Origin of the sequence: Vogesella mureinivorans, from assembly GCF_007644035.1 — a bacterium.
Taxonomy (GTDB): Bacteria; Pseudomonadota; Gammaproteobacteria; order Burkholderiales; family Chromobacteriaceae; genus Vogesella; species Vogesella mureinivorans.
In genome coordinates, this window is sequence record NZ_VMTV02000300.1 from 1 (window position 1) to 287 (window position 287).

Genomic DNA, 287 nt, shown 5'->3' on the forward strand with positions numbered 1-287 from the left:
TTTATCCGTGTCACATATTTCGCAGCAATCCCTTGAATTGCATATCCACACCATTTGCCATGGAACTGAGTACTCATATCGGAGGTTCAGTTGAACTGGTGATTTTATTTACCATGATCACTGGGGTTACAGGTATGCTGATTGGAGATTTGGTTTTAGGTTGCTTAAAGCTTAAATCAAGTTTCGCTCAAGGCGCTTCTTTAGGCAATGCAGCGCATGGATTTGGTGCCAGTAAAGCATATATGCGTCACAAAGATGAAGGTGTTATCGCAAGTTTAACTATGGTT

1 protein-coding gene is annotated in these 287 nt (G+C 41.1%); it reads left to right on the top strand.

From position 1 onward, the window contains the following. Positions 1-32: 32 nt before the first annotated feature. Positions 33-287 (top strand): LrgB family protein (locus tag FLQ44_RS09860; protein WP_276607841.1); only part of this gene is annotated, 255 nt, incomplete at its 3' end.